The following is a 24,011-nucleotide window of genomic DNA, read 5'->3' on the forward strand; positions in this document are numbered from 1 at the left end:
CCTTCTCCCGCAAAAAAACCGCAGGGCATAACATGAACAACATTGAAAATCTGGCCTCAATGGTGGCATTTGCCCGCGTGGTGGAAACCCTGAGCTTTACCGAAGCCGCACGTGCGTTGCAGCTGTCGAAATCCTCAGTCAGCCGTGAAATTTCGCAGCTTGAAGTCCGTCTTGGCGCCCAGCTGCTGAAACGCACGACCCGTACCATTGAGGTGACGGAGCTGGGACAGAGTTATTATCAATACTGCCAGCGCATCCTCAATGAAGTGAAAAGTGCCGAGCGCTTTATCCGCAACTTTCATGAAGAGCCAATGGGTAATCTGCAACTGGCGGCGCCAGTGACGTTTGGCTGCCAGTGTATTGTGCCGGTGCTGAATAACTTTATTGCCGGTAATATTCATGTCAGCGTCGATCTTGATTTAACCGACCGGCCGGTAAATATGCAGGACGATCACTACGATCTGGCAATTGTGATTGGCCGCGACACCCCGAATCACCCGCTGGTAAAACCGCTTGTCGATATTACCTGGGGCCTGTATGCCACGCCGGAATATATGCGTCAATACCCGGAAATTGAAAAGCCGGAAGATCTGCCGCGCTATGACTATATTCTGTTTCGTGGCCCCGCCCATACTATTTCATTGCCGTTCCGCAAAGAGAAGCAGAAGCTTGATATTGAAGTACGCAGCCGCTTTCGCGCCAATAACAGCGTGGCGCTGATGAGTTCTGCACTGGCAGGCACCGGCATCGCCTATCTGCCGGATTATATGACTCAGGAAGCATTAAATAGCGGGAAACTCATCCGCCTGCTACCCGGCTGGCGGATGGATACCTATCGCGCCTGGATGCTGTTTAAAGAGGAAAATAATCTTTCGCCACGGGTAAGACGCTTTGCCAGCGACTTACAGGAGCGGCTGCAGCGGGAGATCGGTTAAACTGCATTCACAGCTATAACTTCGGGGCATCATTGCCGTTATACCAGTCATAAAACTTAAATATGCACAGCAGAAAATACCTTACGCCAAGAGTAATAAAAACCGATAAGAAAACATCAAAATATTTTATGTCAGGATGTTTAATTTGAAGAGATGAGTGACTAATCAAATAAAAAGTAATCGCCATCCATAAACCCTGAATCCAGCTACGCCTGTCTGTTAATGACTTTATAAATCCTTTCATATACCTGGCTGGCTCCTTGCGAGATAGTGATAACTTAAGATATTGATAAAATCACAGGCCAAATTTCATCAACCCTGAATAAAGAAAACAATAGTAACCCTGCCCCCCTGAAAAAAAACAAAAAAACAAATAAACAATAAATATAATTATTTATATTATTATATCACCAGCATATGTCTCCGTTATCCACAGCGATCCCCATTTTGTCATCTCTCAGTAATCAAACCGTCACCCTCTCTCTTTAGTGTCGCGTTAAAACTGCCGGAGAGATGCCTGTGTTTACTATCGAAACTGTACTCGACGATCTTTATCCTCAGCGAAATACGCCGGGCTGGCAGAAAAAGCTTCTGCGACTGCTGCTGCGCGAGAAGGAGTTTCAGCAGTTTAACCAGCAGCACCGCCATCTGAAGGGGTTGGATATGGTGGAACAGGTACTGGAATATCTCGATATCAGTTGCGAACTCAGCGAACGCGATCTGGAGCAGATCCCCAGCCAGGGACCGGTGGTGATTGTCGCTAACCATCCGCTGGGCACCCTCGATGGCCTGGCGCTGCTGCATGCGGTGTCTCAGGTGCGACGCGATGTCAAAATCGTCACCAACCGCCTGTTAAACTGCCTGAACTCACTGCGCAGCCTGATGGTTCCGGTCGACAATATGGGCAACCGCACCAGCCGTCAGCAGGTGACGCAGATGCAGGATCAGCTGGAAAATCAGGGCGTACTGATCTTCTTCCCGGCTGGTGAAGTATCGCGCTTCGGCAGCAAGGGCGTCAAAGATGGTAAATGGAGTCACGGTTTTCTGCGCCTGGCCGCCCGCTTCCGTGCGCCGGTGGTGCCAGTCCATGTCAGCGGGCGTAACAGCGGTCTGTTCTATCTTACCTCAATGATTTATCAGCCACTCTCCATGCTGCTGCTGGTGCGCGAAATGTTTAAGCATCGCGGCGAACGCCTGAAGCTTAAAATTGGCGCGCGTATTCCTTATGCCAGCTGGCATGACGGACGCACCCCAGCCAAAGAGCTGGCGGCGCGTTTCCGGCGCCATCTTTATCGTCTTGGTCAGGAGAAGTCCGGGCTGTTTCAGACCGAACCGGCAATTGCTCGCGCCGAAGATCGCGCGGTGCTGAAACGCGCGCTGGCAGAGTGTGAAGTGCTGGGAAAATTGCCCGACGGCAAAATCATCTATCTTTACCGGCGCAACGGCGAGGACTATGTGCCGATTCTGCGTGAGCTGGGACGACTGCGTGAGATCGCTTTCCGTGCAGTGGGCGAAGGCAGCGGCAAACGTCGCGATCTCGATGATTACGATGACGACTATTATCATCTGATCCTGTGGGACCAGGAGGCGCTGGAGGTGGTCGGCGCTTACCGTTTTCTGCCCACCGCCGAACAGCTGGAGCGCAAAGGCGTCGATGGCATCTACAGTCAGAGTCTGTTCCATTACGATAATAAGATGAATGTGGTACTGATGCAGGGTATTGAGCTGGGACGCAGCTTTATCCAGCCAGCATACTGGGGCAAGCGCGGGCTGGATTATCTGTGGATGGGCATTGGCGCTTATCTGGCGAAATACCCGCAATACCGCTATCTGTTTGGCCCGGTGTCGATCTCGGGCGGCCTGCCGCTGGCGGCGCGCGATCTGCTGGTGGCCTTCTATCGTCTCTATTTTGCGCCAAATCTGCCGCTGGCAACCTCACGCCGTCCCTACCCGGCCTCACTGCCTGCGGTGCTGGCACAGTTTACCGGCGACAACTATCAGGAAGATCTAAAACGCTTAAAACGCATGCTGAATAACCTCGGCACCGCGATCCCACCACTGTATAAACAGTATTCGGAACTCTGTGAGCCGGGCGGTGTACAGTTTATCGATTTCGGTAGCGACCCCGATTTTAATCACTGCATTGACGGGCTGGTGCTGGTGGATTTAACCCAGTTGAAAGCGACACGCTATCAGCGTTATATCGCCGTTCACCAGCAGAGCTAACGCCTGGCGCCTCGCTATGATGCACATCATCAGCGCGGGCGGCGAGAACGCCGCCCCTACAGAATATTCATAGTCTTATGCAGGGGCGGCGTTCTCGCCGCCCCTGATATCATCATGATAGCGCCGCCAGATATTCACCGTAGTTTGCTGCAAAAGCCATCCTTCTCTTGCTCCTGCCGACGACGCAGTATAAAATGCGCCCGCCATTAACCTATTATTTTTATTGCTCTTTTTTAAATAAAATCAGTTAAATTGTTGGTATTAAAGAAAATCCGCAGCAGGAAATCGGCTGAAATTTTCGCTATCACGTTAACACTCGCGCGGCGCTGGAAATTACCGGTATAAATCCTGATATCATGCGTAAACCCAATTTTATTATTCTGTTTTGCTGCCTGCTGGCCAGCGGCTGTGCGTCACTTTCCAGTAATAGTGTTGATACCTCGCGTCAGGCCAGTTTACTGGCCAGCTGCAATATTCCGCTAAAGCAGCAGATTGACGCGCTGGCGCAACCATTAATCGATCAACAGCGAACGCCAGGTCTGGTGGTGGCGCTATTAACCGCCGACCAGCAGCGCCATATTTATCATTATGGCTTTACCGATCGCGATCGCCGCACGCCAGTCACTGGCGATACGCTGTTTGCTATTGGCTCGGTCACCAAGGGCTTTACAGCCGAAAGCGCGGCGTTGCTGGTTCAGGACGGCAAACTGAACTGGGACGATACGCTGGGGAAATTACTCGGCGATCGGCTGCAACTGAGTCACGACGCACAGCAAATTACCTTGCTACAGCTGGCGACCCACACCTCCGGCCTGCCACGCCAGATGACCACCCTGCATATGTTTGGCAATCTGACGCGTTATCTGTTTAATGGCGCACCGTTTTACGACGATCTTGATGACGGCGAGTTTGTTAACTATTTACACGACTACGTAAAACCGCCGCAGCAGTCGGTGGTCTACTCCAACCTCGGCTATGCCATCCTCGACTATGTCATCAGCCAGCATACGCAGCAGACGCCGCAGCAGATTGCCAGTCAGCAGATTATTGCGCCGTTGCGGCTGACTCGCACCGGCTATCAGCCAGAAAAACTGCCCGGCTATCTGCAGCGCGCCCATGGTCATGCCGGCGATCAGCCGAAGTTTATGCGGCGCGGCGAACAGGTGCCGGACTGGCATTTTTCCGGTTATATGGTTGGCGCGGCATCGTTATGGTCCAGCGCCAGCGATCTGCTGAGCTATCTTGAGGCACATCTGTATGGCAGCGGCGATGCCCGGCTGGATCGCGCTTTTGCTGATGCCACCCGCGTGCGTTTTCAGCAGCCTGATCACGACTCTTCCGCGCTGGCATGGCTCAGTAATCGGATTAGCGGACAGACTATTTTCTATCAGTCCGGCTTTATTGGCGGTTACTCCAGCTATATCGGTATGGACGTCAGACATAAAACCGCCATCGTCGTGCTGCAGAACAGTTTTAACTGGGATAACGATATTGGTCACCGCATGCTGGTCAGAATAGCTGAAGGGCAGGAGTGCGCGCCTTAGCCCGTTACTGTGTACAGGTTGCAGGCGAGTTGTTGCGGAAAATTGCATCCCCTGCCCGCCTGTGCCAATATACGTTTCATATATGTTTCGTATAGGTGCAATATGGGAATCGTTAAAATATCCGATCTGATGCATGAAAATCTGCGCATCACCAGCAATGCCATGAGCCGCTCGATTAATTCGCAGGCTGAACACTGGCTGAAAATCGGCATGCTGGCTGAGCTCTATCCGCAGCTTACCCACCATCAACTGGCGCGTGCGCTGGTGAAAGCCGAAATGCAGGGTGGCGTGGATATCGTCACTATTCTTAACGCGCCAGAAGAAGCAGAGGTAGCCTGTTGAAAGCGGTAAAAATTCACTCTGCGGCAGAGATTGAACTCGCCCGTGCAGCCGGTCATGCTGCGGCAAAAGTGCTGGAAATGATTACGCCTTTTGTGCAGCCCGGCGTCACTACCGATGAACTTGACCGCATTTGTCACGATTATCTGGTCAATGAACTGAAGGTCATTCCGGCGAATATTGGCTATGAAGGCTATACGCGCACCGTCTGTACTTCAGTTAATCATGTGGTTTGCCATGGCATCCCCTCGGATAAAAAGCTGAAAAAAGGCGATATCGTTAATATCGATGTGGCGATCATCAAAGATGGCTGGTATGGCGATACCAGCCGAATGTACTTTGTTGGTGAACCTTCGGTACGGGCGCGTCGCCTGACAGATATTACTTATCAGGCGATGGTGGCCGGTATTAAGGTAGTGCGTCCGGGCGCCACATTGGGTGATATCGGCGACGCCATTCAGCAACTGGCGGAAGGTGCGGGCTTTTCGGTGGTGCGCGAATATTGTGGTCATGGCGTTGGCGAAATCTATCATACCGGCCCTCAGGTGCTGCATTACGGCGAAGCGGGCACTGGCAGAGTGCTGGAAGCGGGGATGATTTTTACTATCGAACCGATGATTAATGTCGGCAAAGCGGCTACCAGCGTGCTTTCCGACGGCTGGACGGTGGTGACAAAAGATCGCTCCCTCTCCGCGCAATGGGAACACACCATTGCGGTGACCGCGACAGGTTACGATCTGCTGACGCCATGGCCGGAAGGCACCGGTGATTACCCGGCGATCTGAATTATTTGGGGCGCCGATACGCCGCCCTGAACCATACGCCAGGCGTTATGCCTGGGAAAAAGAGACATCCGTAAAGAGCGGCGTGAGCTTCGTGGTATCAACCGTTTTTACCGCTTTATCCAGACTCCAGGCTTCCTGCAGTCTCATCCACATTTCAGGGCTGCTGCCCAGTACTGTCGCCAGTTTAACCGCCATCTCAGGCGTAACTGCGGCTTTACCGGCTACCAGGCGTTGAGCAGTGGAAGGCGCCACGGCCAGCGCCCGGGCAAGATCACGGATTCCCAGTCCCAACTCTTCCAGAGAGTCAGCAATAATTTCACCCGGGTGTGGGGGATTAAACATTTTCATCAGTGATAGCCCTCATAATTAACGATATACGCATCACCATCGATAAATTCGAATGTCACACGCCAGTTGCCGGAAACCGTTACCGACCATAATCCTTGTCGGTCACCGGTCAGAGGATGAAGACGATATCCAGGAAGATTTATTTCTCTCACGGCTTCAGCCTGATTATTCACTGCCAAACGCTGGCGGAGTTTATCTGCGTGTCTGGGATTGATGCCGCTGGTTATTCCTGTTGCAAAAAAAAGTCGCAGCCCTTTGTGTTTGAAATTTTTAATCATTCCATTGCACTCCCTGCTCCCTCCTGCTCCCTGTTGCGCCACAAGCAACAGCCTATCAGGACGCAATTAATCACGCAAGCTTGCCGCCTTTGCCAGTTTTGCCCTCAATAAGGAACTTTTCTCCCGCTCTCTGCACATAGCTAGCTAAAGATTGCAAAGGAGAAGTTAATGTTCCCAGCCATTCCTGTCGCACCTCATCTGTTAAAAAGCAACGACCAGCAAACCGTTAAGCTCTGGCAGGCAATGCCGGGTAATCATCGCGGCGAAACCGTCGAGGTGTCGGCCAGCCTGATGTCAGAGCTACAGACCGCGCAAAGCGTTATTGATATCGTTAAAGAGCATCTCAGCTTCGGGCCGGGCAACGGCAAAAGCGCTTTTATGCTGACCCGGGGGCAGAATTATCAGCGCGAAGTGGCCGCAAGGCACGTGCGTGACGCTGACTTTCGTGGCGATAATCAGGCAATCGTTAAATCCGCCCTCGCCGCGCAAACCGGCAACTGTGGTGAAAACTCGGCGCTGACGATGGCGTATCTTTCCGCGATGGAACTGGATCGCCCGATTGCCACCTGGGCGGCAGCAAATAACCCGGATCATCAGTTTACTGTGATTGGCGATCTGCGTATGCCGGGCGAAGCGGTGGTTGTCGACTCATGGCCGGTCTTTGCCCGCGCGCACCTGGTGAATAATGCGCAGTTTCAGCCGGATGCCAGCAGGCCGCTGGATATCCATATGCCGGGCATGCCGCCGAAGATGGAACTCGATCAAATGGGCGATATCACGCCACTCAGCAAGGATCGCATCGCCCATATTAACCAGCGCAACCAGACGCCGGGCTATGAACAGGCGCTGGCCGATCCGTCACGCGTGCGCCTGTTTGAACGCAACCACGGCATAGTTAACCTCGGCGTACGCTACCAGAACCGCGATAATCCGCAGGATGTGCATGAAAATACCGCCAATCGCGAAGAGTACGAGCGCCAGGCGTACGGCACCCGGCTGGCGCGCCAGCATCTGCGTAATACTGATGGGGATTAGGATATGAGCAGCACTTTTACACGGCTGATGCAGCCACTGTTACGCCACCTTAACGTTGCACCACCAGCGATTGGCGCAGGCCAGGCAATTAAGGTCGACTTTGCCCATCTGCAAATCCAGTTCACACCGCTGGACAGCCAGGAACTGCTGATGGTTGCCACTCTCGGCGCTTTACCGGCACAGGCGGATGAGTCGCTGCCCTGGCGGTTGCTGGCAGAAAATAGTGTCGAACAGCCGACGCCTGCTATCTCGCTGGCGGTGCTGGGCGACAACCGCACGCTGATACTCTGGAGTCGTGAGCGTTTTGTGCAACTGGATACGCCAGCGCTGATCGCACTGTTTGAACGTCTGGTGGATAAAGCGAATCGTCTGGTTGGCGTGGTGTCAGCGGCCAGCCAGCGGGAAACGGCCTGAGATCACGGGGCGGATAACACCCGCCCCGTGATCGTTTTACAACTTCACTGCCGCAAAGTGGTGTTGAGGGTGAGCAATACCCTCCTGCGCCGCGACCAGTTGTAACTCGTATTCACCCATTTCATGGGTTTTAATCATCACTTCATATACCGCGGCGGTGACATGCTCCAGCGCCTGTTGCAGTGGCATATTATGCAGCAGATCGACCAGCAGCAGGCCGCTGGTTAAATCGCCGACGCCCACCGGCTGACGCACGCCAAAATCCACCAGCGGACGGCTGATATGGAAAGCCTCACCGGCGGTGATCAGCAGCATTTCAAAACGGTCGCTACGGTAGCCAGCCCGCGCCAGATGCTTCACCAGCACCACTTTTGGTCCGATGGCAATCAGCTCGCGCGCTGCAGACACCGCTTCTTCCACGCAGGCTACGCTTTTGCCGCTAAGCATTTCCAGCTCCAGCAGGTTTGGCGCAATAATATCGCTGGCAGGCAGCGCATATTTGCAGTGAAACTCCGCCACGCCCGGCGCCACGATGCAGCCCTTTTCCGGGTGACCCATGACCGGATCGCAAAAATACCAGGCATCAGGATTGGCTGCTTTCACCTGGTTGACGATTTGCAGAATATGTTCGCCCTGCTCACCGGAACCCAGATAGCCGCTCAGCACCGCATCACAGGTTTTCAGCCGATCGATATCAGCAATACCTTTTACAATATCGGTCAGATGGGACGCGGGCATCACCGCACCGGTCCAGTGACCATACTGTGTATGGTTGGAAAACTGCACGGTATTCAGTGGCCAAACGTTTGCGCCCATACGCCGCATAGGAAATTCAGACGCGCTATTGCCGGCATGTCCAAAAACCACATGCGACTGGATAGAAAGGATATTTTTCATTATCGGGGGACCTGCACAGCCTTGCCAGTTAAATGCCGGAGCGTCCGGCTTCAGGGCGAGGATAATCCCCGCCCCGGGAATAATATTTAAGGTTTACCAGCACACCAGGCAGTAATGCTTTTTGCCACGACGTAACAGGGTAAAACGACCAAACAGTTTGTCACTGTCATTGAAACGGTATTCCGCATCCGACTGCTTTTCACCGTTAACGGTAACCGCATTGGAACCAATCATGGTGCGTGCCTGGCCGCGGGAAGGCACCAGCTCAGCATTGACCAGCGCCTGTTGCAGATCGTCTTCCGCCGCCAGGCTGATGGTTGGCATACCATCCTGCGCCAGCTGTTCGAAGTCTGCTTCGGTCATCTCACTCATTGCACCGGAGAACAGGCTCTGCGTAATACGTTTAGCCGCCGCCAGCCCCTCTTCGCCATGCACCAGGCGTGTCACCAGATCCGCCAGCACATACTGCGCACGCGGCGCTTTACCGCTGGTTTTATCTTCTTCTTCCAGCGCATTGATCTCTTCAATGCTCATAAAGGTGAAGAACTTCAGGAAGCGGTAAACATCGGCATCAGCAGTGTTGATCCAGAACTGGTAGAACTTATACGGACTGGTCTTTTTCTCATCCAGCCAGACCGCGCCGCCTTCGGTTTTACCGAATTTGGTGCCATCAGCTTTGGTGATCAACGGCACGGTCAGGCCAAATACCTGGTTCTGATGCAGACGACGGGTTAAATCAATACCTGAGGTAATATTGCCCCACTGATCGGAACCACCAATCTGCAGCACCACATTGTGACGCTCATTAAGACAGGCAAAGTCATAACCCTGCAGCAGGTTATAAGAGAACTCGGTAAACGAGATGCCCTGGTCGTCACGATTCAGGCGCTGCTTAACCGCTTCTTTGTTAATCATCTGATTAACCGAGAAGTGCTTACCAATATCACGCAGGAAGGTCAGCACGCCCATGCCACCAAACCAGTCGTAGTTATTGGCGGCAATCGCGCTGTTGTCGCCGCGGTTAAAATCGAGGAAAGGCGCAACCTGCTGACGGATCTTTTCAACCCATTCGTTAACCGTATCAGTGGTATTCAGTTTGCGTTCAGCTGCTTTGAAGCTTGGGTCGCCAATAAGGCCGGTTGCGCCACCGACCAGCGCCACAGGCTTGTGTCCGGCGTCCTGAAAGCGTTTCAGGCAAAGCAACGGCACCAGATGCCCCAAATGCAAGCTATCGGCGGTCGGATCGAAACCGCAATAGAGTGCGATTGGCCCTTGCGCCAGTCGTGCTGCTAGCGCGTCCTCATCCGTTACCTGGGCGACAAGGCCCCGCTCTTGCAATTGTTTAATCAGGTTACTGCTGGCCATCAAAGACTCCATGTAAAAACGACTGCACCTAAGCTGGTACACAGCTTTCCGCTGCACGCGGAAGAAAAATATGCGCTATAGAATAAAGCGCGGCGGCGCTCAGTGCCAGCGTATTTCAGCAATTTACGGCGCCAGTCGGTCGATTTTCCAGCCTTCACCGTCACGCTGATAGAAGAAGCGATCGTGCAGACGGTGTTCGCCCCCCTGCCAGAACTCCATCGAATCGATTTTGATGCGGAATCCGCCCCAGAAACTGGGTAACGGCACCTCACCCTGCAGAAATTTCTGCTTCAGTTCGAGGAATTTGCTCTCCAGCACGCCGCGCGCGGAAATACGGCTCGACTGTTGCGATACCCAGGCACCAATCTGGCTGTCGCGCGGGCGACTGTGGAAATATTTCAGCACTTCCAGCGGCGACAGTTTCTCCACGCTGCCCAGCACCATTACCTGGCGCTCCAGCATATGCCACGGAAACAGCAGGCTGATGCGCGGATTATGCTCCAGCTGCTGCGCTTTGCGGCTGCCGAGGTTGGTGTAAAACACCATGCCCTGCTGATCGTAGTGTTTCAGCAGCACAATGCGCTGATAAGGCTGGCCGTGCTGGTCGACGGTGGCCACACTCATGGCGGTCGGGTCGGGAAGTTGCGCATCGCAAGCCTGGCGCAGCCAGTGTTCAAACAGATCCAGCGGCTGCTCTGGCAGATCCTTACGACGCAACCCCCCGCGGGTATATTCACGACGCAGATGGGCAATCTGTTGCAGGTTATCGCTATCGGTCATAGAAAAGGCTTCTGGCAAAAAAAGGGTAAAGCCATTGTGCGCTTCACCCTGATGAACTTCAACGAGTTAACTGCCGGATTGCAGCTGACAGTCATTGACGATAATTTTATCGTTACGTTCGATAAAGGCGCCATCGCCTTTCGACCAGAAGACATAGTTGCCATCACTGTAACGGGTGCCGGAGGCTGCGGGTTGCTGCTTCAGAGTCAATGGCGTGCCGTCCATAATCAGGTTCACCTGCTGCTGGCTGTTATTTAACTTAACGGTCAGTGGCAGTGTGCCACAGCGATAGTGCAGCGTTTGAATCTGATCGCCTCGCGGATGCGATAACAGGCCGCAACCCGATAAGGTTAATAGCGCCGTGGCGATGATCAGGCACTTTTTCATCCGTTACTCCTCGTTAATGTGATGTGCTGCGGTTAGCGGGATAGATTGCCCCTAACACCGAGGCTTCACTGGCGCCGGTAACCGAGGGCAAATTGCCAGGCAGACCCGATAAAGTCCGATACGCCAGCCAGGCAAACGCCAGCCCTTCCATATCGTCGCCACTGATCCCCAGCTGATCGGTGGTGATCACCTCGGTGCCAGCCAGCAGCGCGGCGATCCGCGCCATCAGCAGTGGATTGCGGCTGCCGCCGCCACACACCATCAACCGATCGCAGCCGCCACTAAGCAGCACCTGCTCGGCGATGGTGGTCGCGCTAAGCTCCACCAGCGTCGCCTGCACATCCTGTGGCGCCAGCGCCGGAAATGCCTGCAACTGCTTTTCTACCCAGCTGAGATTGAAATATTCACGGCCGGTGCTTTTTGGCGCCGGGCGCGCAAACCAGGGATCGGCGAGCATTGACTGTAACAGCGGCAACACCACTTTTCCGCTGCTGCCCCAGGCACCATCTTTATCATAGCCCTTGCCGCGCTGACGCCAGATCCATGCGTCCATCAGCATATTACCCGGGCCGGTATCGTAGCCACGCACTGGCATGTCGGGGATCAACAGTGACAGGTTGGCGATACCGCCGATATTCAGCACCATGCGTCGCTCGGTAGCGTGCATCAGCAGGGCCTGATGAAATGCCGGCACCAGCGGCGCGCCCTGCCCACCCAGCGCCATATCACGACGACGAAAATCACCGACCACGGTAATCCCGGTGGCAGCCGCAATCTGATTATTATCGCCGATCTGTAAGGTGTTAGGCGCATCGCCCAGCGGTTCGTGCCAGACGGTCTGGCCGTGGCAGCCAATGGCGGTGACATCGGACGCTTCCAGTCCCTGTTGCTGCATCAGAACCAGCACTGCTTCTGCAAACAGGCGGCCCAGTCGGGTATCCAGCTGGCCCAGTTGCGACAGCGTAAGCGTTTGCCCCTGACAGATCGCCAGAACCTGCTGTCGCAGATCGGCCGGTATCGGATGGGTGTAACTCGCCTGTTGCGCGACCATACGCTGGTCGATGGCCGCCAGCACGACATCAACGCCATCGAGGCTGGTGCCGGACATCACACCAATATAACGTCCTGATTTCATTTTATTGCCTTATTATCGCGCCACAATCGCCGGGCATACATCTCAGCCTGGCAAAAACGACGCTGTAATTCTATGATTAATTGCCGTTTTTTGAGCCGAGTAACGCTTTTTCGTAATAATCCTGACTCGCGCCATGGTCATTGCTTTTTTGTTTACTCACCCTCAGGTATGCTGCGCGCTTCGCCTTTTTCGACTAAAATCCGCATCAGGCCGGACTTGTGCCATATACTATGGTTATCAATCGCTGCCGCTTTTGCGCAGCAACTGAGTAATAAGGAGCTCCACAATGATCAAGCGTTTATTTATCGTGGCATTAGCCGGGATGACGCTGGCAGGATGTACCAATACGGATACCCTTTCCGGTGACGTATATAGCGCGTCTGAAGCCAAACAGGTACAAAATGTCACATACGGTACGCTGGTTTCCGTGCGCCCGGTGAAGATTCAGGGTGGCGATGAGAGCAACGTAATTGGTGCAATTGGCGGTGCGGTACTCGGCGGCTTCCTCGGAAACACCATTGGTGGTGGCAGCGGGCGCAGTCTGGCTACTGCTGGTGGCGCGGTACTTGGTGGCGTCGCGGGTCAGGGCGTACAGGGTGCGATGAATAAGGCCGATGGTGTGGAGCTGGAAATCCGTAAAGATGATGGCAATACCATCATGGTGGTGCAGAAGCAGGCCGCCAGTCGTTATGCAGTCGGCCAGCGTGTGACCATGGCCTCAAATGGCAGTCAGGTTACCGTCTCTCCACGATAATCTGAACGAAAAAAACCGGCGTCGAATACGCCGGTTTTTGTTTACAGGTTATTCTGCTTTGTGGTGCAGCTCGAGAATATTCTTCTCCAGTCGCGCAATCAGCGTCACCAGTTGATCGATCTCCTGACCTGAAATACCGGCCAGAATATCATCGCGAGTGGCATCAATCACATGCTCCACCTCACTGATAATCGGTTCCGCTTCTTTCGTCAGTTTAATGCGTTTGGCACGACGATCGTTGACACAAGTGCAGCGGGTGATCAGCCCTTTCTCCTCGAGCTGATCCAGGGTTCGGACCAGCGAGGGTTGCTCAATACCAATTGCCTTGGCCAGCTGAATTTGTGACTGTTCCGGCGGCAATTGATGAATATTATGCAGTGTGACCCAATGGGTCTGCGTCAGCTCCAATGGCTTAAGCCGTTGATCAATCAAAGCGCGCCATATGCGCACCAATCGTGCCAGGTCCGTTCCTAGTGGCGTATCCATTTCATCTCCTTATAATTAGCTTGCTAGCTATCAAGCTTGATTCTAGACTATTCTGCGAGTTTACAGGACAAAATACAAATTCTGAGCTAACACACACGCGAAAGAGTGTATAAATTTCGTGTAAGCCCGCATTATTGCTGTTAACAAAGGATATGCTGCCGCACTTTTTGTTTGCGGCTATATGAGGCGTAATGGAGGGAGAGAATGGACGTGTTAACAGGCGCCGGGTGGCCAGCGCCCTGCTGATTACTTAATCACCCCGCAGGCAAAGCGGTCACCGCCACCGCCAAGCGGTTTTGGCTTATCGGCATGGTTATCGCCACCGACATGCACCATCAACGCCTTACCTGAAATTTCAGACAGTTTTTTTATCCGTGGCGCCAGCAATGGATACGTCGCCTTGCCATCAGCGGTGACAAACAGCGCCGGTAAATCGCCCAGATGGCCGTCCTGATAAGGACCAAGATGTTTACCGCTACTGGTCGGATCAAGATGGCCGCCCGCTGCACCCGCTGCCACCGTTTTACCGTCAGTGGTAGCGACATCGCAACTGCCTTTGGCATGCACATGGAAACCGTGTACTCCTGGCGGCAATCCGTGAAGATTCGGCGTAAATTCCAGGCCATACGGCGTTTCACTGATCGTTACCTGACCGATGGACTGGCCGGTCCCCTGCTTTGTCGCTTCGTGCAGTTCAACCTGTTCGCTGGCGGCCTGTGCAAAACCGCATGCCAGCAGCGCCAGTGCTGCTATACCGTAACCTTTCATTGTGACTCCTTTGCGTTGTTTTCCAGACCCACTAAGCCTGGTCGCTTTTTCGCATTACGGGCAATAAAAGGTGACGATTTGCGTTTCTTTACGGCACATCGTAGCCGAGCGCCGCTTTACGAATGCGGAACCATTGCTGACGGCTGAGCGTAATCTCCGTCGCCCGCACCGCTGTACGCACCCGTTCAATTTTACCCGAGCCGATAATCGGCAAAGGTTGCGACGGCAGACGCATCACCCACGCATAGACGACCTGCTCAATATTGTCCGCCGCGGTTTCACTCATTACCGCCGTCAGTTCATCACGCAGCGGCTGGTATTGCGCAGCAGTAAACAGCTCGCCGCCGCCGAGGCAGGACCATGCCATTGGTTTAACCCGCAGCTGCTGACACTGGTCCAGCGAACCATCAAGCAGTAGTGGCTGATGCAGTGGCGAAATCTCCAGTTGATTGGTGGCAAGGGTAAACGGCAGGCGGGATTGCAGCAGCGAGAACTGCGTCGGGGTAAAGTTAGACACGCCAAAATGGCGTACTTTGCCGCTCTGATGCAGCGAGATAAAGGCTTCGGCAATGTCATCGGCATCCATCAGCGGATCAGGACGATGGATCAGCAACAGATCGAGATAATCGGTATTGAAATAACGCAGTGAGTTTTCTGCGCTATGCAGAATATGGCGGCTTTCGGTAATATAATGACCGATTTTATGATCGGGATTGGCGGTAGTGGCGATACCGCATTTAGTTACCAGCTCCAGCTTCTGACGCAGTGACGGCGCCAGCCGCAGTGCTTCACCGAAGGCGGCTTCACACCGGTAGTCACCATAAATATCGGCGTGATCGGTAGTGGTGATCCCCAGTTCGAGATGCTGTTCGATAAACGCCACGCGCTGTTGCGGTGTCATTCCCCAGTCCATCAGGCGCCAGTAGCCCATTACCAGACGTGAAAATTCCGGCCCCTGTGGCGCAATCTGCAGACGTTGTAGCATGCGGTTCTCCCTGTGAAGTTAACTGTTTTAGCCAATCAGTATATACCCGTCAGGCGAGAAAAAACCGGCGCTAAAACAACGATGGCTGTTCCGGTTCTTCCGGCAGATCGTTTTTGCCGGCGCGTTGCAGACGCAGGAAACGCTGACGGCACAGACGCAGCACTTCGCGTTTTTGTGCATCACTGAACTTCATCCAGTTAAAACGCTCGTCGCGGCTACGCATGCAGCCACGACAGTAACCACGCTCATCTGACTGACATATACTCCGGCATGGGCTGGGAACCGGGAAAAACTCAAGTTGCTCGGCCACCTGGACTCCTGGGTAACAACACTGACTCTATTGAAGATCGCTTAGCCGCGTTCCGCAAGTGTCGTGGCGTCAATTCGCCGGAAATAGTCACGTAAAGCCTGTAGCACCTGGCGGGTTTTCTCCGGCAGCACGCGCTCAAGCGTCAGTGCCGTCAGCCTCAGCGACGCCGGACGCCACTCCGGCAGCAACAGCATCAGTTCGCCACTGCGCAATTTATCCTGAATCTCATACAGCGGTTGCAGCGAAATACCCTGTCCGGCAAGGGTAAAGTCGCGAATCACCGCCATACTGTCACTCATCACCTGCCCTTCAGCGATACGTAAGCGTACCGCCGGATAATGGCTATGATGAAGTTCTATATTGCGCGCGTTAACGCCGCTGGCAGGCATACCGGTGATCCAGCGATGGCTGATCAAATCCTCAGGCGTTTCCGGTACGCCATGCAGCGAGAGATAGCGTGGTGACGCGCAGATCACCAGCGGCCACGCCACTAACTGATGGGCAATAATCGTGGTGTCAGTAAGCTGGCGATTAACCCGCAGCGCAATATCAATGCGATGTTCAATCATGTCCAGCACCTGGTCGGTGGCGACAATCCGTAACTGCAGGCCTGGATGTTGTTGCAGTAACGGTGCCAGCGCTTCGCACAACGGTTTGCCACCAATGCCGACAGTGGAAGAGATACGCAGCTCGCCGCTCAGCGTATCGCGCATCTCCGCCAGCCGCTGTTCGGCATCCCGGGCGCTGCTGAGCATCGCTTCACAGCCGGGGAAAAACGCCGCGCCGGCATCGGTCAGGGTTAATTTGCGGGTGGAGCGGTGCAGCAACGGCACGCCGACTGCCGTTTCCAGCTGGCGTAAGTGCTGGCTGACCGCCGATGCCGAGATACCCAGCCGGCGTCCGGCAGCGGCCAGGGAGCCTTCACTGACCACGGTGGCAAACACCGCCATGCGATTAAGATTTTCCATGATTCGTAAGTTTTACTTCATTTTGAAAGTAGAAATATGGCACTTATCGCCGCCATTGTTAAGCAGTAAAGTGCAATCACTCAGTATCACAACAGCAAACAAGGTGAAAAGAATGAAAATTACCGTTATTGGCGCAACAGGTTTTGTCGGCCAGGACGTGGTAAAAGAAGCGCTGGCGCGCGGCCATCAGGTCACCGCCGTCTCGCGTTCCGGCAAGAATCTGCCACAGCATGACAATCTGACGCTGGCGACTGGCGATATTTATAACACTGAATGGCTCAGCGGTGTGCTGCAGGGGCAGGACGCGGTGATAAGCGCTTATAACCCGGGCTGGGCGGAAAGCGATCTGTATCAGAAATTCACCGAGGGCAGCGCGCAAATTCTTGACGCCGTCAGAGTCGCTGCGGTTAAACGCCTGCTGGTGGTGGGCGGTGCCGGTAGCCTGCAGGTGGCGCCGGGTGTCGAACTGGTGGATACCGAGGCGTTCCCGGCAGAGATTAAACCCGGCGCCCTCGGTGCGCGCGATCTGCGCAATAAACTGCAAAGCAGCGCCGCCGACCTTGACTGGACCTATCTGTCACCTGCCGCACTGTTGCAGCCCGGTGAGCGCACGGCGCAATTCCGTGTCGGCAGCACTGAATTGCTGATGTCCGGCGACCATCCGGCCTCAATTAGCGTCGCGGATTTGGCTGTCGCTATCCTTGATGAAATCGAGTCTCCGCAACATTTACAACAACAGTTTACGGTTGCTTACTAAAGAGATCGTGCCCGCCCTGTGCGGGCTTTCACATGTTTAGACCAGGTTAAGGTTACGCTAAGCTTTAGCGTCTATTCTTCAGGCAATGATTGTTATCTTTGCCGGAAATTATGAAATTACTGAGAAAGTTACGCTGCAATGAATTTACCTTTAACCTGATTGCCGCACTGTTTTTTACGCTGATTCTCAATGCCCTGTTTATCATTCGCGTCTGGGAAATTATTCCCTTTGTCTCGCTGCGCGACTATCTGTTTGCCGCCACCCTGCCTGTTGTCCTGTTCTGCGCATTTGCGCTGATTTTTAATCTGCTGGCGCTGCCGTGGATCCGCAAACCCCTGCTGGTACTGCTGATCCTGACCAGCGCCGCAGCCAACTATTTTATGTTCAGTTTTGGCACCGTGATTGACACCAATATGGTGCAAAACGTGTTTGAAACCGACTCCCAGGAAGCGCTGGCGCTGTTTAACGCTCGCTATCTGATCTGGATGACCCTGATGGGGCTGCTGCCGGCGCTGCTGCTGTGTATGGTGCGCATTACCCGCCAGCGTCCCTGGTGGTTTGGTCTGGCGCTGCGCGCGCTCAGCACTATCGGCGCATTGCTGGTGATTCTGCTGGTGGCGGCGCTGTTTTATAAGGATTACGCCTCGGTGATCCGGAATAATAAAGGGCTGGTGAAGATGATCACCCCGGCCAATATTATTAGCGGCAGCGGCCATTATGCTCACGACCGCTGGTTCGCGGGCGATCAGTCGCTGGTGCGGATCGGACTGGATGCCAAAAAAGGGCCGCTAATCAGCGCCAGTAAAAAGAAAACGCTGGTGGTATTTGTGCTGGGTGAAACCGCGCGCGCCGAGAACTTCTCACTGGGCGGTTATGCACGCGAAACCAATCCGAAACTGAAACAGCAGCAGGTTATCTACTATTCACATGCCAGCTCCTGCGGCACCGAAACGGCAATTTCAGTTCCCTGCATGTTCTCCAATATGCCGCGCGTCGATTATGACGCCAACCTCGCCCGACATCAGGAAGGCGTGATGGATGTGATGGCGCATGCTGGCGTCAACGTGCTGTGGCGTGAAAACGATGGCGGCTGCAAAGGTGCATGCGACCGCGTGCCGCATACCGATATGACCAAATGGACACTGCCCGATCTGTGCCGCGATGGTTACTGCCTGGATAATGCGCTGCTGCATCGTCTCAATAATTATATCGACAGCCTTAAAGATGACTCGGTAATTGTTCTGCACCAGATGGGCAGCCACGGCCCGGCTTACTATCTGCGTTACCCGTCAGAAATGCGCAAATTTACGCCAACCTGCGACAGTAACCAGATTCAGGACTGCGATCACCAGGCATTAATTAACACCTACGATAACAGCCTGCTGTATACCGACGCGATGCTGAGTGACACCATTGATCTGCTGAAGTCTTACAGCGACAAATATAATGTGGCGCTGATTTACCTCTCGGACCACGGCGAGTCACTGGGTGAACACGGCATGTATCTGCACGGCACACCGTATGTGTTTGCCCCCAGCCAGCAGACCCATATTCCGTTCCTGCTGTGGATGTCGCCGGATTATGCGCATACATTTGGCATTAATCAGCAGTGTTTACAACAGCATGCCGCCAGCGATGAGGTGTCACAGGACAATATTTTCCACACCCTGCTCGGCATGATGAATATCCAGACCAGCGAATACCAGCCTGCGCTCGATATACTAAAAGTGTGCCAGTCGTAAGCAACGGGTTGCATTAGACCGATTGGTCTATTACCCTGTGACGATGAACAAAACGACCCGACACGATACATGTGAACATCTGCTCGCGACTGGCGAGCAGCTGTGCCTGCAACGCGGCTTTACCGGTATGGGGCTCAGTGAGCTGCTGTCGGTGGCTGCGGTGCCGAAAGGGTCGTTTTATCACTACTTCCGTTCGAAAGAAGCCTTTGGTGTGGCGATGCTGGAGCGTTATTTTGCCCGGTATCACCAACAGGTGAGCAGTTTTCTTGCGGCTGACCCGCAACATCCCCGTCAGCGCGTGCTTGATTACTACCACACAGCTTATGAAAATTTCTGTCATGACGGTGCGTTTGCTGCCTGTCTGTCGGTGAAACTTTCGGCGGAAGTCTGCGATCTTTCGGAACCGATGCGCATTGCGCTCGAAAGGGGGTCGCGGGCGATTATCGCTGCACTGGCCACCACCCTGCAACAGGCGGTGGATAAAGGCGAGGTGCAGCTGGAAGGCAATGCGCAGATCAGCGCGGAAACCTGCTATATGTTATGGCTCGGCGCCAGCCTGCAGTGCAAAATCCGGCGTGACGTGACGCCGTTAAGCTGGGGTTACGCTGCGATTACCCGTATGCTGCCCGCAGCCAGTTAAAAAAAACACCCTTACTAGTCGACCGGTCTAATACAGGATTATTTATGCAAATCACCAAACTGTTTACACCCCTGAAAGTGGGTGCTGTCACCGTACCAAACCGTATTTTTATGGCGCCGTTAACGCGTCTGCGCAGCATTGAACCGGGCGATATCCCAACTCCGTTAATGGGCGAGTACTACCGCCAGCGCGCCAGCGCCGGTCTGATTATCACCGAGGCGACGCAAATCTCTTTCCAGGCTAAAGGTTACGCCGGTGCGCCAGGCCTGCACACCGCCGAACAGATTGCCGCGTGGAAAGCGATTAATGCCGGTATTCATGCCGAAAATGGCCATAGCGCGGTACAGCTGTGGCACACCGGCCGCATTTCACATACCAGTCTGCAACCTGGTCAGCAGGCGCCGGTAGCGCCTTCCGCCATCTCCGCCCAGACCCGCACCTCGCTGCGTGACGATCAGGGCCGTGCGATTCGCGAAGAAACCTCCACGCCACGCGCGCTGGAAACTGCTGAGATCGCGCAGATCGTTGAAGATTTCCGCCAGTCGGCGGTGAATGCCAAAGCGGCAGATTTCGATCTGCTGGAGCTGCACTCTGCTCACGGCTATCTGATTCATCAGTTCCTCTCTCCGGCCTCTAACCAGCGTACCGATGAGTACGGCGGCAGCGTGGAGAATCGCACCCGCTTTGCCCTTGAAGTGGTGGACGCGGCAATTGCCGGCTGGAGCGCGGATCGCATTGGTATCCGCATTTCACCGCTCGGTCCGTTTAACGGCCTTGATAACGGTGAAGATCAGGAAGCCGCAGCGCTGTACTATATTGCTGAGCTGGCGAAACGTAATCTGGCTTATCTGCATATTTCCGAGCCTGACTGGGCGGGCGGCAAGCCATATGCCGAGTCATTCCGTCAGGCAATCCGCGCCGTTTATCCGGGTGTGATTGTTGGCGCTGGCGCCTATACCGCTGAGAAAGGCGAAGAGCTGATTGAAAAAGGTCTGATTGATGCGGTGGCCTTTGGTCGCGTCTACATTGCTAACCCGGATCTGGTGGCACGTCTGCATAAACAGGCGCCGCTGAATGAGCCAAAACCAGAAAGTTTCTACGGCGGTAACGCCGAGGGATATACCGATTACCCGACGCTGTAATGCTGATGCCGCAACAGTGATGTTGCGGCAAATCGTTAACATACTCGCTAATCGTCGCTATACTTAGCAGGATTTTTCAGTCATCGCACAATTGATGGCAAAACTTACCAGGCGTTAAGAGGATATTATGCGCTTACTTCATACCATGCTGCGCGTCGGCGATCTGCAACGCTCCATCGACTTCTATACCAAAGTACTGGGCATGCGTCTGCTGCGCACCAGTGAAAACACCGAATACAAATACAACCTCGCCTTTGTCGGTTATACCGAAGAGAGCGAAGGCGCGGTGATTGAGCTGACTTACAACTGGGGCGTTGACAGCTACGACCTCGGCAACGCCTACGGCCATATTGCGCTGGGCGTTGATGACGTGGCAGCCACCTGCGATCGCATCCGCAAAGATGGCGGTAATGTGACGCGTGAAGCAGGCCCGGTGAAGGGCGGCAGCACCGTTATCGCCTTTGTCGAAGATCCCGATGGTTATAAAATCGAACTGATTGAAAACAAACACGCCGGTCACGGCATCGGCAACTGATGCCGCTGGGGGCTTAACCGCCCCCTTCTCCTCGCTTCCTCTGCTGCAACCCTTTCTGAAATTTGCCATAATACGCGCTGCATTTTTCCGTCAAAGAGATCCCGATGCCTGAATCGAAAGAATTGAATGCCCTTAGCGACCGTTTTCGCGGTTTTTACCCGGTAGTGATTGATGTTGAAACCGCCGGTTTCAATGCGAAAACGGATGCGTTACTGGAAATTGCTGCGATAACCTTAAAAATGGATGAGAACGGCTGGCTGCAAAAAGATGAAACTTTGCATTTCCATGTCGAGCCGTTTGAAGGGGCAATTCTCCAGCCGGAGGCGCTGGCGTTTAATGGTATCGATCCGCATAACCCGTTGCGCGGCGCCATCAGTGAATATGATGCCCTGCACGCCATTTTTAAGCTGGTGCGTAAAGGGATTAAAGACCAGGGCTGTAACCGGGCGATTATGGTGGCGCACAATGCCACTTTCGACCTGAATTTTATGAGTGCCGCCGCCGAACGCGCCGGTCTGAAACGCAATCCGTTTCACCCGTTTGTCACTTTCGATACTGCCGCCCTTAGTGGCCTGGTAGTCGGACAGACAGTACTGGCGAAAGCCTGTAAAGCTGCTGGCCTGCCGTTTGACAGCACCCAGGCGCACTCTGCGCTGTACGACACGGAACAAACCGCCGACCTGTTCTGCGAGCTGGTGAACCGCTGGAAACGCCTTGGCGGCTGGCCGCTGGCGCCAGTAACTGAGGATAGCGCCGAAGGTAACAGCGCGGAAAACGCGGAATAAAAAAAAGGGCGGCGAAAACGCCGCCCCTGCAGGGAACTGTGGTCTGAGTTATTCAGCTTCTTTAAATTTCTCAGCGGTCTCTTTGATCAGCGTCTGCAATTCGCCACGCTGATACATTTCGATCACGATATCACAACCGCCGACCAGTTCGCCGTCCACCCACAACTGCGGGAAGGTTGGCCAGTTGGCATATTTCGGCAGTTCAGCGCGAATATCAGGGTTTTGCAGAATATCAACATATGCAAAACGCTCGCCGCAAGCAGAAAGCGCCTGAACGGTCTGAGCAGAGAAGCCGCAGCTTGGCAGCTTCGGTGAACCTTTCATATACAGCAGGATCGGGTTTTCTGCGATCTGGCGCTGAATTTTTTCAACAGTACTCATTTTTGCCTTCCTTAATGCGTTACTTCGTGTCTATTTATTGTAGCGACGTTTCATTGTAACGATTCTGTCCGCCGACTGAAAACGACATTTTATGCAGAGACATGGCTATAAAGCCCATAATGCCAAAAGCCGCGGCTAAAATAACCGTTTCTTATCATTACACAGGGTTAACAGATTAATAAACAGCAACAATATTGGCGAGATAAGCGACTGATCTGGCTCATTTCAGCCATTAATCACCTTTATAAACTGATTAATTGAAAAAGGCCTTACCTTTTCGGAAAAAGTTAGATTAGAATTGCCTGGCCCTGATTCTTTGGGCGGCAGTTTATCGCTTCAAGCCCCCACTATAGCTTTGACACTCGATGTCGGGCGGCGTTGGGAATGTCTATGCGGTCCTCTCTGATTCGTGAGAGCCTAACCAGAAACGGATAATGCGTTTATTCATCACACTCTTTATGCTGGCTTTTGCACAGTTGTTTTTTAATATGGCGCACGCATCGCCACAGGCTCCCGTGAGTGCAAATCAGCAAAAGGTGGAAAAAAAGAGTGCCCGTAGTGATGAACGCCGTAAGAAACGCCAGTTAAAAACCCCGACAAAGAAAACCCGTCTGACCGCCGCACAGAAATTAAAAACCAGGAAAAAGCCCACCAGTGAAACCGCCCTGCTCACTACCCCGAAGAAAAGCTCTCTCAGCGCAAAGAAATTAAGCAAACGCTATGGCCATCAGCGCCGCAGTAAAAATGCAGAGACGCTTGCCAGCGCCGGCATTAACAGCGGTCCGTTAAAAATGAGCAAAGAGCATCGGGTGCGTTATCAGAAAGCACGTGAAACCGCGATGAACAAACTGATGGGACAGCTGGGCAAACCTTATCAGTGGGGCGGCACTTCGCCGCGCACCGGTTTCGACTGTAGCGGCCTGGTGTGGTACGCCTATAAAGATCTGGTGAAATTTAAGATCCCGCGCACCGCCAATGAGATGTATCACCTGAATGACGCCGCGCAGATTAAGCGTGATTCGCTGGAAAAAGGCGACCTGGTGTTCTTCCGCATCAATAATCGCGGTGCCGCCGACCATGTGGGCGTCTATCTGGGCAATGGCAAATTTATCCAGTCGCCGCGCAGCGGCAAAGATATTCAGATTAGCGCATTAAGCGAAGAGTACTGGCAGCGCCATTACGTTGGCGCCCGTCGGATGATGACGCCAAAAACCATCCGTTAAGCCGCTGGTTTGCGCAACAAAAAACGCCTGATGCAATGCTGTATCAGGCGTTTTTTATTACGGCGGC

Annotated in this window: 28 protein-coding genes; 15 read left to right on the forward strand and 13 right to left on the reverse strand. The window is 53.8% G+C overall.

What is annotated here, in order from left to right; genetic code table 11:
• Nucleotides 1-32: 32 nt before the first annotated feature.
• The 5 genes from N5923_RS20380 to map all read left to right on the forward strand — a co-directional run bounded on the left by N5923_RS20380 (nt 33) and on the right by map (nt 5,829).
• Entirely contained in the window at nt 33-935 is a 903-nt protein-coding gene (locus tag N5923_RS20380) for a LysR family transcriptional regulator (RefSeq protein ID WP_267141670.1), read from the forward strand.
• Nucleotides 936-1,448: 513 nt separating this feature from the next.
• Entirely contained in the window at nt 1,449-3,161 is a 1,713-nt protein-coding gene (locus N5923_RS20385) for a lysophospholipid acyltransferase family protein (RefSeq protein ID WP_407704504.1), read from the forward strand.
• Between the two features lie 356 nt (nt 3,162-3,517).
• On the forward strand, nt 3,518-4,705 hold the full coding sequence (locus N5923_RS20390; RefSeq protein ID WP_267141668.1) for a serine hydrolase domain-containing protein: 1,188 nt from the start codon (nt 3,518-3,520) through the stop codon (nt 4,703-4,705).
• A gap of 102 nt (nt 4,706-4,807) precedes the next feature.
• On the forward strand, nt 4,808-5,047 hold the full coding sequence (locus N5923_RS20395) for a ParD-like family protein (RefSeq protein ID WP_267141667.1): 240 nt from the start codon (nt 4,808-4,810) through the stop codon (nt 5,045-5,047).
• Nucleotides 5,044-5,829 (forward strand): type I methionyl aminopeptidase, encoded by a 786-nt coding sequence (map, locus tag N5923_RS20400; protein WP_267141666.1) that lies wholly within the window; start codon nt 5,044-5,046, stop codon nt 5,827-5,829. Before N5923_RS20395 ends, map begins: the two co-directional genes overlap by 4 nt.
• A gap of 45 nt (nt 5,830-5,874) precedes the next feature.
• Here map and N5923_RS20405 read toward each other — a convergent pair whose 3' ends face one another.
• Complete coding sequence (locus tag N5923_RS20405) at nt 5,875-6,177, reverse strand: HigA family addiction module antitoxin (RefSeq protein ID WP_267141665.1); 303 nt, start codon at nt 6,175-6,177, stop codon at nt 5,875-5,877.
• Nucleotides 6,177-6,455: a type II toxin-antitoxin system RelE/ParE family toxin gene (locus tag N5923_RS20410; RefSeq protein WP_267141664.1), complete on the reverse strand. Its 279-nt coding sequence runs from the start codon at nt 6,453-6,455 to the stop codon at nt 6,177-6,179. The genes N5923_RS20405 and N5923_RS20410 overlap by 1 nt, the downstream gene beginning before the upstream one ends.
• Before the next feature lie 168 nt (nt 6,456-6,623).
• Here N5923_RS20410 and N5923_RS20415 point away from each other — a divergent pair, with 168 nt between their 5' ends.
• Both N5923_RS20415 and N5923_RS20420 read left to right on the forward strand, forming a co-directional pair.
• Nucleotides 6,624-7,490 carry a hypothetical protein gene (locus N5923_RS20415; RefSeq protein ID WP_267141663.1) on the forward strand — a complete coding sequence of 289 codons (867 nt, stop codon included), beginning with the start codon at nt 6,624-6,626 and terminating at the stop codon, nt 7,488-7,490.
• Nucleotides 7,491-7,493: 3 nt separating this feature from the next.
• The gene (locus N5923_RS20420) at nt 7,494-7,904 is read left to right on the forward strand and encodes a CesT family type III secretion system chaperone (RefSeq protein WP_267141662.1); all 411 of its coding nucleotides are present in this window, start codon (nt 7,494-7,496) and stop codon (nt 7,902-7,904) included.
• Between the two features lie 36 nt (nt 7,905-7,940).
• Here the strand turns inward: N5923_RS20420 and pdxY are convergent, their stop codons facing one another.
• The 5 genes from pdxY to anmK form a co-directional block, all read right to left on the reverse strand.
• Entirely contained in the window at nt 7,941-8,801 is an 861-nt protein-coding gene (gene pdxY, locus N5923_RS20425; protein ID WP_267141661.1) for a pyridoxal kinase PdxY, read from the reverse strand.
• 93 nt (nt 8,802-8,894) lie between these two features.
• Nucleotides 8,895-10,166, reverse strand: a complete 1,272-nt coding sequence (tyrS, locus tag N5923_RS20430; RefSeq protein WP_267141660.1) for a tyrosine--tRNA ligase — start codon at nt 10,164-10,166, stop codon at nt 8,895-8,897.
• A gap of 123 nt (nt 10,167-10,289) precedes the next feature.
• Nucleotides 10,290-10,946 (reverse strand): pyridoxamine 5'-phosphate oxidase, encoded by a 657-nt coding sequence (gene pdxH / locus N5923_RS20435; RefSeq protein WP_267141659.1) that lies wholly within the window; start codon nt 10,944-10,946, stop codon nt 10,290-10,292.
• 66 nt (nt 10,947-11,012) lie between these two features.
• Complete coding sequence (locus N5923_RS20440; protein ID WP_267141658.1) at nt 11,013-11,333, reverse strand: MliC family protein; 321 nt, start codon at nt 11,331-11,333, stop codon at nt 11,013-11,015.
• A 13-nt stretch (nt 11,334-11,346) separates the two neighbouring features.
• Nucleotides 11,347-12,468 carry an anhydro-N-acetylmuramic acid kinase gene (anmK, locus tag N5923_RS20445; RefSeq protein ID WP_267141657.1) on the reverse strand — a complete coding sequence of 374 codons (1,122 nt, stop codon included), beginning with the start codon at nt 12,466-12,468 and terminating at the stop codon, nt 11,347-11,349.
• Between the two features lie 286 nt (nt 12,469-12,754).
• Between anmK and slyB the strand changes: the two genes are divergently transcribed.
• Complete coding sequence (gene slyB / locus N5923_RS20450) at nt 12,755-13,222, forward strand: outer membrane lipoprotein SlyB (protein WP_267141656.1); 468 nt, start codon at nt 12,755-12,757, stop codon at nt 13,220-13,222.
• A gap of 48 nt (nt 13,223-13,270) precedes the next feature.
• Here the strand turns inward: slyB and slyA are convergent, their stop codons facing one another.
• From slyA to N5923_RS20475, 5 genes are all read right to left on the reverse strand, one after another.
• A complete protein-coding gene (slyA, locus tag N5923_RS20455; protein WP_017802193.1) occupies nt 13,271-13,708 on the reverse strand; it encodes a transcriptional regulator SlyA in 438 nt (145 codons plus the stop codon).
• A 246-nt stretch (nt 13,709-13,954) separates the two neighbouring features.
• The gene (sodC, locus tag N5923_RS20460) at nt 13,955-14,476 is read right to left on the reverse strand and encodes a superoxide dismutase [Cu-Zn] SodC (protein WP_267141655.1); all 522 of its coding nucleotides are present in this window, start codon (nt 14,474-14,476) and stop codon (nt 13,955-13,957) included.
• A gap of 88 nt (nt 14,477-14,564) precedes the next feature.
• Nucleotides 14,565-15,461 (reverse strand): aldo/keto reductase, encoded by an 897-nt coding sequence (locus tag N5923_RS20465; RefSeq protein WP_267141654.1) that lies wholly within the window; start codon nt 15,459-15,461, stop codon nt 14,565-14,567.
• Nucleotides 15,462-15,531: 70 nt separating this feature from the next.
• A complete protein-coding gene (locus N5923_RS20470; protein ID WP_267141653.1) occupies nt 15,532-15,771 on the reverse strand; it encodes a DUF1289 domain-containing protein in 240 nt (79 codons plus the stop codon).
• 41 nt (nt 15,772-15,812) lie between these two features.
• Nucleotides 15,813-16,739, reverse strand: a complete 927-nt coding sequence (locus N5923_RS20475; protein WP_267141652.1) for a LysR substrate-binding domain-containing protein — start codon at nt 16,737-16,739, stop codon at nt 15,813-15,815.
• A 112-nt stretch (nt 16,740-16,851) separates the two neighbouring features.
• Between N5923_RS20475 and N5923_RS20480 the strand changes: the two genes are divergently transcribed.
• From N5923_RS20480 to rnt, 6 genes are all read left to right on the forward strand, one after another.
• Nucleotides 16,852-17,496 (forward strand): NAD(P)-dependent oxidoreductase, encoded by a 645-nt coding sequence (locus N5923_RS20480; RefSeq protein WP_267141651.1) that lies wholly within the window; start codon nt 16,852-16,854, stop codon nt 17,494-17,496.
• Nucleotides 17,497-17,606: 110 nt separating this feature from the next.
• The gene (gene eptA / locus N5923_RS20485; RefSeq protein ID WP_267141650.1) at nt 17,607-19,238 is read left to right on the forward strand and encodes a phosphoethanolamine transferase EptA; all 1,632 of its coding nucleotides are present in this window, start codon (nt 17,607-17,609) and stop codon (nt 19,236-19,238) included.
• Between the two features lie 43 nt (nt 19,239-19,281).
• Nucleotides 19,282-19,878, forward strand: a complete 597-nt coding sequence (locus tag N5923_RS20490) for a TetR/AcrR family transcriptional regulator (RefSeq protein ID WP_267141649.1) — start codon at nt 19,282-19,284, stop codon at nt 19,876-19,878.
• A gap of 44 nt (nt 19,879-19,922) precedes the next feature.
• The gene (nemA, locus tag N5923_RS20495) at nt 19,923-21,020 is read left to right on the forward strand and encodes an alkene reductase (protein ID WP_267141648.1); all 1,098 of its coding nucleotides are present in this window, start codon (nt 19,923-19,925) and stop codon (nt 21,018-21,020) included.
• Nucleotides 21,021-21,147: 127 nt separating this feature from the next.
• On the forward strand, nt 21,148-21,555 hold the full coding sequence (gene gloA, locus N5923_RS20500; protein WP_267141647.1) for a lactoylglutathione lyase: 408 nt from the start codon (nt 21,148-21,150) through the stop codon (nt 21,553-21,555).
• Nucleotides 21,556-21,659: 104 nt separating this feature from the next.
• A complete protein-coding gene (rnt, locus tag N5923_RS20505; RefSeq protein WP_267141646.1) occupies nt 21,660-22,340 on the forward strand; it encodes a ribonuclease T in 681 nt (226 codons plus the stop codon).
• Nucleotides 22,341-22,388: 48 nt separating this feature from the next.
• Here the strand turns inward: rnt and N5923_RS20510 are convergent, their stop codons facing one another.
• Complete coding sequence (locus N5923_RS20510) at nt 22,389-22,721, reverse strand: Grx4 family monothiol glutaredoxin (RefSeq protein ID WP_017802182.1); 333 nt, start codon at nt 22,719-22,721, stop codon at nt 22,389-22,391.
• Between the two features lie 434 nt (nt 22,722-23,155).
• Here N5923_RS20510 and N5923_RS20515 point away from each other — a divergent pair, with 434 nt between their 5' ends.
• Nucleotides 23,156-23,944: a C40 family peptidase gene (locus N5923_RS20515; protein ID WP_267141645.1), complete on the forward strand. Its 789-nt coding sequence runs from the start codon at nt 23,156-23,158 to the stop codon at nt 23,942-23,944.
• Nucleotides 23,945-24,011: the final 67 nt, after the last annotated feature.

Origin of the sequence: Winslowiella arboricola (genome assembly GCF_025527015.1) — a bacterium.
Classification (GTDB): domain Bacteria; phylum Pseudomonadota; class Gammaproteobacteria; order Enterobacterales; family Enterobacteriaceae; genus Erwinia; species Erwinia arboricola.